Annotated in this window: 5 protein-coding genes; 2 read left to right on the top strand and 3 right to left on the bottom strand. The window is 57.6% G+C overall.

From position 1 onward, the window contains the following. Both VGE80_RS13585 and VGE80_RS13580 read left to right on the top strand, forming a co-directional pair. The coding region (locus VGE80_RS13585; protein WP_440593053.1) for a DUF1549 and DUF1553 domain-containing protein at nucleotides 1–3458 on the top strand (3458 nt) is incomplete at its 5' end. 23 nt (nucleotides 3459–3481) lie between these two features. Next, a complete protein-coding gene (locus VGE80_RS13580; RefSeq protein WP_440593052.1) occupies nucleotides 3482–4897 on the top strand; it encodes a DUF1501 domain-containing protein in 1416 nt (471 codons plus the stop codon). A 133-nt stretch (nucleotides 4898–5030) separates the two neighbouring features. Here VGE80_RS13580 and VGE80_RS13575 read toward each other — a convergent pair whose 3' ends face one another. The 3 genes from VGE80_RS13575 to VGE80_RS13565 form a co-directional block, all read right to left on the bottom strand. Then, the gene (locus VGE80_RS13575) at nucleotides 5031–6263 is read right to left on the bottom strand and encodes a Glu/Leu/Phe/Val family dehydrogenase (protein ID WP_373653106.1); all 1233 of its coding nucleotides are present in this window, start codon (nucleotides 6261–6263) and stop codon (nucleotides 5031–5033) included. A 106-nt stretch (nucleotides 6264–6369) separates the two neighbouring features. Beyond that, nucleotides 6370–7494: a hypothetical protein gene (locus VGE80_RS13570; protein WP_440593051.1), complete on the bottom strand. Its 1125-nt coding sequence runs from the start codon at nucleotides 7492–7494 to the stop codon at nucleotides 6370–6372. A 575-nt stretch (nucleotides 7495–8069) separates the two neighbouring features. Further along, a complete protein-coding gene (locus VGE80_RS13565) occupies nucleotides 8070–10679 on the bottom strand; it encodes a hypothetical protein (RefSeq protein WP_440593050.1) in 2610 nt (869 codons plus the stop codon). Nucleotides 10680–11147 lie beyond the last annotated feature (468 nt).

The raw sequence follows: 11147 nt of genomic DNA, 5'->3' as shown, positions 1-11147 counted from the left end.
GCAATGGCGCTGTCTGGCCCGCTGGGTCCGCCAGGTTTGAGTCGGTTCAGCACTGGGCATTTCAGCCCGTCGAAGCGCCGGTTCCTCCCGCCGTTCAGGATGAGGGGTGGATCCGGTCGGATCTCGACCGCTTCATCCGCGCACGTCAGGAAGCGCTGGGGGTCGTTCCTGCAAAACCCGCCTCGCGGTTGTCACTCATTCGTCGCATCACCTACGATCTGACCGGGCTCCCTCCGAAACCCGAGGAAATCGACGCGTTCGAACAGGACGAATCGCCCACGGCGCTGGAAACGGTGGTTGATCGACTGCTGGACTCACCTGCCTATGGCGAGCGTTGGGGACGTCACTGGCTGGATGTGGTCCGTTATGCCGATACCGCGGGAGAAACAGCGGACTATCCGGTCACGGATGCCTGGCGCTACCGTAATTATGTGGTCAGCTCTTTCAATGCAGACAAACCCTACGACGAGTTCCTGCGGGAACAGATTGCCGGGGATATTCTGGCGGTGAAGGGATCCGCCGATCGTTATTCGGACAGGGTGACTGCAACGGGCTATCTCGCTGTTTCCCGTCGATTCGGGTTTGATTCGGAAAACTATCATCATCTGACGATTCAGGACACGATCGATAATCTGGGCCAGACGGTGCTTGGTCTGACTCTCGGCTGTGCCCGCTGTCACGATCACAAATTCGACCCGATTTCGATTCAGGACTATTACGCGCTTTACGGGATTTTTGACAGCAGTCGATATGCCTTCCCAGGATCTGAGCAAAAGCAGAAGGTGCGGGCCATGGTACCGCTTCTGCCGCCGACTGAGTCGATTCCGCAGTGGCGCGCATACGATGCTCGCGTGGGGGCAATCACTGCCAGTCTTGAGCGTCAGAAGCAACCCGTTCCGTCGGCCATTTTACGATCGCTGAATGATCTGGACGGGGATTTTGAACTGCAGGCGGCGGCAGCGGGGGGAAGCAACGGTGTCCTCGTGCCGCCGTGGCTTTACTCCGGAAAGATTGCCGTGACGAATGCGGCCCAAAGCCCATTCAAAAACCTGTTCTCGCGTGGCAGGGTCGGTGCAAGCATCTCGGCCGGAGCAGGTGAGTACAAGATTTCTCAAGCCCTCTATCCGCAGCGAACCAGCCAGAATTGTGAAGTACTGCACGTGAACCTGGATTTTCGCGTTGCGCTGCCGGACCCGTCGTTTCCTGGGACTCACCGGTTCTGGGTGGGGGCTCACCCCGACGCACCTGCCGCAGAAGTGTTGATCTCTTCAGAATCGATCATGCTGCGACAAGGGAACGAGTATGAAGTCATTGCCCGTTTAGTCCCCGCCGAATCCGGAGCAGCGCCCTCCAGTCGGTGGTACAACCTGCAACTGACGCTGGATCTGCGAAGTGGTACGGTGTCGGGTGCCGTGGGCTATCCCGGAGCGGTATCGGAGTTCAGTGGAAAGCGTTTGTCGCCTGCGGCCGAGGGAGTGATTAACTTTGTCCAGTTCGACACGAACGGAAATTCTGGCTCAGTCATTCCGATGATCGAATTCGACAATCTGGGGGTGCAGGAATCGCCGATTGCTCCTGTTTCCACTGAGATCCCTTCCAGTGCTGATCAGAAAGAGGGCGTTGATCCGGTCGCTCTCGCAAAAGAACTGGAGACGTTGACCGGGTTCGACGGAGATTTTGAGCTTCAGACCTCGGAGGCACCTCCGGCAACGCCGTGGGGACCGGGGCCCAACAGCGTTGTCGTACTCAAGAAAGAGAGTCAAAGCCCGTTTCTCAACTCGTATCAGCCAGGCGAATTGGGGATTCATCTGCCCAACCGGGCGGAATACGACGGGTTCGGGCGATCGCTGACTCAGGTGAAGATCAGTGCTGATGGAAAGCTGTACGCCAGCTTTGATTTTCGATGTGCCAGTACCGACAGAGGGGGCGACGGTTCCTGGAGATACTATCTGGGGCATGGACCCGGAAATTCTGCTGCGATCGAACTGTTCTTTAATGGGCGCGAGTTCTTCCGGCGAAGTGCGGACGCGCGCGAGCCCGTCTGTTCGCTCGTCGTTGGTGAGTGGTACCAGGTTCAACTGACGCTGGATGTCAACAAGCGAAGTTTCGTGGGGCGACTGTTGTCGCGGCGGCAATCCGTCCCGTTCAACGGCCAGTTCGCCAGTGGCTGGGATGGCACGATCGACTACACGTTTATCGACAGCTACGGCCACCTGGGAGGTGTCCGGCCGGCTCTGGATGCGGACAACTTTGTGCTGTCAGAGATGCCGCTCTCCTCGCTGGAAGTTCCCTCGTCCATCCCACAAAGTGACTCGCAGGAAGCCAGACGCACCCGTCTGAAAGAGATACGTCAGCAACTTGCGGCGACACAGGCGGATGCCGAAATCTCGCGGCAGGAGTTGAACCGCTTACTGGCCGAGGGACCCTGCGCCATGACGTATGGAATGGCTGAAGGGACACCTCACAATGTACGGATTCAATTACGGGGTGAGCCAGATCAACCCGGGGCAGAGGTTCCGCGTGGCTTTCTGAAAGTCCTCGGCGGCGAATCTCTGCCGCCGGGAACAAGTGGAAGCGGACGCTGGGAACTGGCCCAGTGGCTGACTCGCCCGGACAATCCATTGACCGCGCGGGTGATGGTGAACCGGATCTGGCAGTACCATTTCGGCCGGGGGTTGGTGAAGACCCCGAACGATTTCGGTCTCAGGGGAATGCGTCCCACGCATCCGGAGCTGCTGGACTACCTCGCGACTCAATTTGTGCGCGAGGGATGGTCGATCAAACGGATTCACAAGCACATTCTGCTGAGCGCGACTTATCAACAGTCCACAATCCCCGAGCCTGTTCCTGCGACAGCCACGGCTCCGGCTGATACACGTGATCTGTATGTCTCATTCAGTCGGCGGCGGTTAAGTGCTGAAGAGATTCGCGATTCCATCCTGTTCGTCAGCGGTGAACTGGATCCCGCTCCCGCACAGGGACATCCGTTTCCTGCGCCGATCAACTGGGGCTACTCGCAGCACGGTCCGTTCAGCGCGGTCTATGAACACAATAAGCGAAGTATCTACCTCATGACGCAGCGTTTGAAGCGTCATCCATTTCTGGCGTTGTTCGATGGTGCAGATCCCAACGCGTCGACGGCCGAACGACTGGGGACCACCGTCCCGACTCAGGCGCTCTTCTTTCTGAATGACCCGTTCCTGCATACAAAATCAGAAAAACTGGCATCGCGGCTGTTAAGCCGTTCATCCCAGATCGAAGAGCAAATCAATCTGGCCAGTCAACTGACGGTTGGTCGAAGTCCAACCGCAACCGAACGGGCAGAAGCGATTCAGTTCGTCCAGGAGTATGGGGCCGAACTGGCCAGTTTGGGCCAACAGGAAAATGCAGAACTGAAGGGGCTGGCGGCTTATCTCCGCACACTCTTCGGATCGAACGAATTTCTCCATTTAGACTGATCACTCGAGAGATTGAAGAACCGATGAAACATCAGAATCACTTCGACCCATCTCGACGCGGCGTCCTCCGATCGATGATCGGGAGTTCCCTGCTGCTACCCGGGATCGTTTCTGAATTGCTCGCCGAAGAGACGGGCCGGTCGGTATCCGTTGATCCGCTGGCACCGAAGTCGACGCACTTTCCTGCCAAAGCCAAACGAGTCATCTTCCTGTATATGAGCGGTGGAGTCTCGCATGTCGATTCCTGGGATCCGAAGCCCAAGCTGTTCGAAGATGCGGGGAAGACGGTGTCGGTAAATGAATTTCAGGGGCGGAAGGGGGACTTCAGCATGTTCCTCAAGCGTCCCCAGTGGGAATTCGCACCGCACGGCCAGTCGGGCATTCAGGTCAGTTCACTGTTTCCTCATATGGCCGAATGCGTCGACGATCTGTGCGTGATCCGTTCGATGAAATCGGATCACACAAATCACTATGAAGCGACACTGGGGATCCACACAGGATCCTTCACATTCGCGAGACCCAGTATCGGAGCGTGGTTGAGCTACGGTCTGGGGACGGACAATCGCAATCTTCCCTCGTTCGTCGTCATCGCACCACACTCACCCTACGCCGGGGGGCAGGTCTGGGGAAGCGACTTCCTGCCGGGTTCCCATCAGGGGACTCTGGTTGTCCCCGGGCCTGAGCCGGTCGCGAACATTCATCGGCGGTCCCCCAGCAGTCGATTGCAGGAATTAGAACTGGCCGCGCTGGCGCGACGGAACCAGCGGCACCTGCAATCCAGCGACCAGGATCCTCTGCTGGCAGCACGAATCAAGTCCTTTGAGACCGCCTTCGGTATGCAGGCAGAGATGCCGGAAGTGTTTGATCTGTCGAAGGAAAGCGACGCAACTCTCAAGCTGTATGGCCTCGAACGGGGCAGCACGAAGGGGTTTGCCTGGCAGTGTCTGGTCGCACGTCGACTGGCGGAACGGGGAGTCCGTTTTGTGGAGTTAATCGACGTGGGATCGTCATCCAACTGGGACGCACATGGGGATATGCTGACCCATGCACCGCTTGCTGCCAATGTTGATCAGCCAATCGCTGGTCTGCTGAAAGACCTGAAACAGCGGGGGATGCTGGAGGATACCCTGGTTGTCTGGACAACCGAATTCGGCAGAACACCGTTTAATTCGGCTGCGGGAGCGGCAGGCCGCGAACATCACCACTGGGTCTTCTCATCGTGGCTGGCGGGAGCAGGGGTTCGAGCGGGAACAACCTACGGTGAATCAGACGAATTCGGAATCAACGTCGCCAGCGATCCCGTTCACATCCATGATTTTCACGCCACGATCCTGCACCTCATGGGCCTCGATCACGAGAAGTTGACGTACCGGCACACGGGACGTGACTACCGGCTGACCGATGTCCACGGAAACGTGATCCAGGGTCTGCTTGCCTGAGGTCACGTGACGTCGATCTCCGGGCATGGGATGCGGAGATCGAATCGAAGTGCTGCAGCAATGCCTCTCACCCCTCCGGTACAGAGGGGTGACCATACCGGCGAGGGGGCAGAGACAATTTCCGCGACAGGTGTCAGGAAACGCCGGCGAGTTCGGTCGCGTGAGCAACGCGGCCGATCCCCAGAATGTAGGCAGCCGTTCGGAGTGGAACTTTTCGCTCTTCCGCGATTTTCCAGACGGCGTCAAAGGCCGAGTTCATCCGCTGTTCCAGGCGGTTCCGAATCTCATCAAGCGGCCAGCGGACGACGGAACGGTTTTGGACCCACTCAAGGTAGCTGACGGTCACCCCACCCGCGTTGGCGAGAATGTCCGGGACGACGACAATTCCCTTCTCATGGAAGACCTGGTCACCTTCGGGAGTCGTCGGATCGTTCGCTGCTTCCACAACATATTTGGCTTGTACGAGCGAAGCCGTTTCGCCCGTTAACTGCCCTCCCAGAGCCGCCGGAATCAGCAGATCGCACTTTGTTGCAAACAGTTGTTCGTTCGTGATCGGCTCGGTCTCCGGGAAACCCTGAACGCCGTTGTGGGCTTTGGCGTAGTCGAACAGGTGGGGGATATCGATCCCTTTCGGATTAGCGCACCCACCGCGCACATCGGTGATGGCGACGACATGAGCACCTCGCTCATGCAGAAAACGTGCGGTGTATGTACCGACGTTACCAAATCCCTGCAGTGCGACTTTCTTGCCTTTTAGCGATTTACCCAAGTGATGCATCAGGCGTTCCGCAACGATGACCACGCCGCGCCCAGTCGCTTCTTCGCGACCTTCAGAGCCGTGCAGCTCCAGCGGCTTACCAGTGACGCAGGCGGGCTGAAAGCCGTGGTATTGCTGATACTGGTTCATGAACCAGGCCATGACCTGCGCGTTCGTCCCCATATCGGGGGCCGGGATATCGGTGTCAGGGCCGACCATATCGTGGATCTTGTCCACGAATTTGCGTGTCAGTCGTTCGAGTTCCCCGGTACTGAGTGTCTTGGGATCAACGGCGACTCCTCCCTTCGCACCCCCGTAAGGAAGGTCGACGACCGCGGTTTTCCAGGTCATCAACTGCGCCAGTGTCAGAACCTCTGCGTCGTCGACTTCGGGATGGTAACGCAGGCCCCCCTTCATTGGTCCTCGCGCACAGTCGTGCTGTACGCGGTAGCCGACGAATGTTTCGATTTCACCACTATCCAGACGGATCGCGAGCTGAACTTTGACATCCCGTTCAGGGATCAGCAGCAAGGTGCGCATCCGATCGTTCAGCTTCAGATAATCAGCGGCGGAATGGAAGTAGATCTCGGCTTTACTCTGTTGGTTCATGTTCTCTTCCAGGGGAAGTGGGACGATGGGGTGAATGCGAGATTGGATGAAAATGAGTTTAGGCTTGCCCGTCGAGTCCGTGAAGCCACGGACCGGACGGGGCCGTCTAGCGAAGTTCTCGTGCCGGGCGGCGCGTCCGCGGTTCCGGAGCGACCTTGATTTCACTGATCCGCTGAATGGGATACTCTTGCGTGAAATCGCGACTGATGGGTTGTTCCTGGTCTCTGAGATAAGGTGCGTTCCAGGGGCCGCCAACTTTTTCTACCAGGCAACCCGCAACCAGTTCAGCCATACGTTGATGTCCCGTATGAGACCATCGTGGGGCGAACTGAAGGAAGTTACTTTCGGCGTCGGCCCCGGGTGCCAGGACCATGGAACCGTCTGCGAACGGGATATTCATCCGTTCTGCGAATCTGGCCAGTTGATCAAATGGGGCGTGATTCGTGAAGCAGGCATCCTGCGCGACACCGGCGGCGAGACGAACCCCTTCTCCTCGACTGCATTTGGTTGATACTTGCCAGGGTTTGGGAGAAGTCATGAGGACGAACGGCAGTTGCGAAGTACGGCACAATTGAGCCAGATCAGCGATGGGCCGTGCCGACTGGCGGAAGGCGAGATTGCTTTCGGGATGCTCTTCCCGCAGCCATGCGTAAGGGTTAGTGTCGATATCGCGGCTGACTGCCTTCTGATGGGCAATCTGCTGCTTCCACTCAGCGCAGAAATAGGTCATTCCCCAGTCGAGCAGTCGGAAGTTTTCGCGCCAGGCCTGATGGGGACGAACCTTACGTGCCGGAAGCAGCGACGTATGCGAGCACAACTGCGGGAGACCCTCGGAATCGCAACGGGTGGTCCGTCGGATCTGGCGATCATCGGCGACGTCTGACCAGTCGAAATGCATGATGACCAGATCAGGCTGAAGTCCCATCAGCCGCTGTTTGAAAAACAGAAACTCCGTCAGTGGGCACTGACCGGGGACGCCAGCGTTGACGACCTGAATCCGGGTCCGCGAGTTCTTGGGGAGCTGTTCCTGCAGCATCTCTGTCAGCAACGTACAGAAGTGATTCTCGTCGGCAGTCTCAGGGGCGTAAATCGTTTCATCGCCCAGAACGATAATTCGATACGTGTTCTGAGGCTTGGGAATTTCGAGTTCCGGTCCGCGCAGTCCGTAGCTGTTGGTCTGAACCTCCACCAGCGAATCGGTATCGCGGCATTCCACTTGGGCGGAAGCCATTGGCTTCAGTTCGTACTGGCAAGACAGCGACGGAATTGCAAGACCGGACGTGTCGACACAGTGGCTGGCGATCGAGTCACAGACGCAATTGCCGGTCGAGACCTCGTAAATGCGCACCCCAACCTCGGCCCCACAAACTAATAAGACAAGTAGTGAAGCTGCTGTGAATACTCTACGGATTAAAATCAGCCCAGCACGGAACATCAGCGTCTCGCGGACAAGTTCGGGGCGTACATCACCAGTCCCTCTTCGCGTCGCATGCGCGATTTAGCCTCCCCACTTCGACGTGCGCGAATGCTAGTCAGATGGGAAAAACCGGACAAGACGGATTTAATGGCAGCTGAATCTCTCAAAACAATCCGCAAGATCCTTCATTTCGGGGGCAAAAAAGCGGTCAAAGTCACGGTCAGAAAGTTACGTATTGTCATGCAAGTCTCCTGATTTCAGGGCGATTTGCAGGCAACTGGTCCGGAAATCCACCAGGCGTCTTGCACCGCAGATGTGCCGGGTGAGCAGGCAGTTCCAGACGGCGACACCTTAGGCCAACATGAATTCCCCAGGTCAACGGTTGTTCCCTATTGCACAGTGTGCTGCATCAGGCCGGCGTGGATCTGATCGCGAAGTCGCAGGGCCTCCGTGTCTCCCTTGTTTTCGCGCAAGGAAGCATGGATCTGCAGATGGGCCTTGACGAGGTTCCCGCTCTGGAACTCTGCACAGGCCCGCTCGTAATGAGCCCTTGCGAGCTGCTGTCGGCTGTAGCGGCTGCGACTATCTCGGAATTCGGCCGCCCGGGATTCTGCAACCTGTTGCAGGTAGGGACCCTCGGCTTCGTTTTCGCAGTCGACCAGAATGCGTGGAGTTACCAGCACGATCAACTCGGTTCGCTGCAATCGATCGCGTTTATGACGGAATGGTGCTCCGATGATAGGCAGGGAACCCACTTTGGGGATTCGATGTCCAGTGTCGACGACCTGTTCCGAGATCAGACCACCAATCGCCACGGTTGCTCCGTTACGGATCAGTACTTGTGTTGTCAGTTCGGTGGTGTTCTGTACGGGAGCTTTCAGTTTCTTGTTGACGGTGGCTGAGCTGTATTCAGGGTGGATATCGAGCCGAATCAACCCGTCTGCTGAAACGGACGGCCGCAGGATCAGTCGCGTTCCCGCTTCCATAAACCGGATCTCTCCTCCGGCCTGGGACTGGTACCCGATGCGGTCTCCAATCAGCATTTCAGCTCGATGCTTGTTGGAAACCTGAATCCGCTGTGACGAAATCACGCTCGTGTCGGCCAGTCGTTCCATCGACTTGATGAAGGTCGGCACATTGCAGGAGAGTCGACCTTGTTTGAGTCCTCCTTCGGCGTACATCGTCCCCAGGTCCTGCTGACAGGGAAGCAGCGACAGATCGACGCCGTGTTGCAGGCTCTCGGAAAGTCGCACTCGCAGGATCTTGGCTTCGATCCCCACTTGTAACGGCGGGACATCCACATCCACCAGAACCTGGTCGATCTGTGCGAGCACTTCCGGGTAATCCTGCACAACGACCAGATCATTCTGGCCGCTGGTATCGGCGAGGGGAGAAGTGTTCGTCTCACCCAGTCCCTCGGCAGCAGGTGGTGCAACGGACTGTCGCCCCTCGCTCGACAGTAGTGGGAAGATCAGTCGGTTCAGTTCACTGGCGCTGATGTAGTTAGGCTGGTAGATCTTCATCACCACCTTGCGGGTTTCCTGTCGCGCCCGCGCCATTTCATCGGGGGTACGGATGAAATAGATCTGAGCGTCCTGCTCGATGATGTAATGGCGTGATTTGATGATCGCGTTGAGTGCTGTGTGAATTGGGACGTCACGCAGGTGGAGCGTGATCAGTCCCTGTATGTCGGCACTGGGACAGAGACTGATCTGGGCTTCGCCGCTGAGCCTGGCAAAGACCTGACGGATGTCTGCGTTTTCGATGTCAATCGTATAGACGGGGTAGGGACCGGTACTGTCAGTTCGTCGGATGCGGATCGGTCCCTCGTCGACGGGAGGTGAGTTGTCAGCGAACTTTGGTGAGGCCGGGGCAGGTTCCCGGAAAGGCTCATCCGATCCTCGGGTTGGTCTTGATTCCGGGATACTTCGTGAGGGAGCCTTCAGTTCTGGTGTTTTCAGTTCTGGTGTTTTTGGAGTGGATGTTTTCGGCTCGGTCACAGAAGGAGCAGGGGGGGCCGACTCCGTTGTTTCAGGTTCGAACTCTGGCTCATGATCACGTGCCGGTGCAGGTTCAGCGGCAGGTTCGGCAGCGGGCTTTTCCGCAGGTTCGGATGGCGTCTCAAACGGCGGTTCAAACTCGACTTCCGGTTCTTTCGCCGGCTCAACGACCGGTTCGTCATCCATTTCTGCTTCTGGTACGAAGGATGGAGCGGGCTCGGGAGACAAGTCTTCGTCATCCGTCGGTGGTGCAGGCGCGGGAGGACCCGAGAATTCATCCTCGTCTGGCAGTGGAAGCTGCGCGAGCCGTGTTTCCGGCACATCGAAGCGTTTTCGTGTTTGCTTTTGATCGTTGAGCTTTGCCAGGGCATCCAGTAACTGGGTCTCGCGCTGGCGGTCTTCGAGTTGTCGCTCATGCTGCCGACTGGTCAATTGACGGAGCTGCTGCCGGACTTCGGCGAGTTGAATTTCCAGTCGCTGAGTTGCCTCAGCCGTGGGAGTTTCTGGTTTCGGATGGGAATCTTCGTCGAGTGGACGAAATACGATGGGTGGTAACTCTTCAATTTCCGAATTCGAATGTCCCCGCACCGCCTCGGCGACTGCCGGCGGAATGGGGTGGGAGCTGACGGGTGAATCGATTGAGTGACGTCCGGTGACAGAGCCCGTAAAGACCGTCTGCGGAAGTTTCTGAGCCGTTGGCACCGACGAGTGCAGGTCTACGGCGTTGCGGTCCCGAAGGGGGACGGACGCACTGCTGTGGCCGGGACGCTGAGCAACGTGTTGGGATTCCGGTGTGGGAGCAGGTGGAGACTGGACCTCTTCACGCTGCTGCGCCTGGAAATCTCTCGCGAACGTGGCCCAGCGTGGATTGGCAACCGACTGCAACTGCCGCACACGAATCATGCCAAACATGAATGCCACGGCGGGCAGTCCGAGGGCCAGCGCAACGCACCAGAATGCCGTCTGGAAGGGACGGATTGAACCTGACTGACTTGGCATGAAAGATTTCCCCCCGATCGGCCCCGCCATTCGGTTGTTAGCACATCGGAATTCGGGTCGGCATCGATCAGAGGCCGGTAGAAACCGAATACGCGAACCTGAAGGGCTGTATCAGTTGATCGGATGAAGCCGGGCGCGACTTGTGAAAATCTTCGCAGCGGACTGCCGCACCCCGACGCATGACAAGGGGAGGGCGGGGGGAAACCGTGGCATTCACTTGGGAATTCAGAAGTGCGGCACAGTGTGCTCGCAGGCCATCTCGTCCTCTGGAGGCCGCGATCGATCCAGACGCAACCTGATGACAGGATTAGCGTAAGAGAAATTTTCGTGAGAGTACGAACCGCTCAGGCAGAGCGATTGAAAAAGAAAAACGCGGCAAGGTCCCCTCGAAGCTCCCTGCTCCGTCCTTGCCGCGTTAAGAACATTTGACCCCTGGAGAAGTCAAATGTTGTGTTGCATCAGTGTGAC

Origin of the sequence: Schlesneria sp. (assembly GCF_036405755.1) — a bacterium.
GTDB classification, from domain to species: Bacteria; Planctomycetota; Planctomycetia; order Planctomycetales; family Planctomycetaceae; genus Schlesneria; species Schlesneria sphaerica.
The sequence above is the reverse complement of the archived record's forward strand: the minus strand, read 5'-3'. Positions and strand labels throughout refer to the sequence as shown.

Excerpts from the sequence above, each read along its gene's own strand:
- VGE80_RS13575 (WP_373653106.1), bottom strand. The coding sequence starts at position 6,263 with ATGAACCAACAGAGTAAAGCCGAGATCTACTTCCATTCCGCCGCTGAT.
- VGE80_RS13580 (WP_440593052.1), top strand. The coding sequence starts at position 3,482 with ATGAAACATCAGAATCACTTCGACCCATCTCGACGCGGCGTCCTCCGA.
- VGE80_RS13565 (WP_440593050.1), bottom strand. The coding sequence starts at position 10,679 with ATGCCAAGTCAGTCAGGTTCAATCCGTCCCTTCCAGACGGCATTCTGG.
- VGE80_RS13570 (WP_440593051.1), bottom strand. The coding sequence starts at position 7,494 with ATGGCTTCCGCCCAAGTGGAATGCCGCGATACCGATTCGCTGGTGGAG.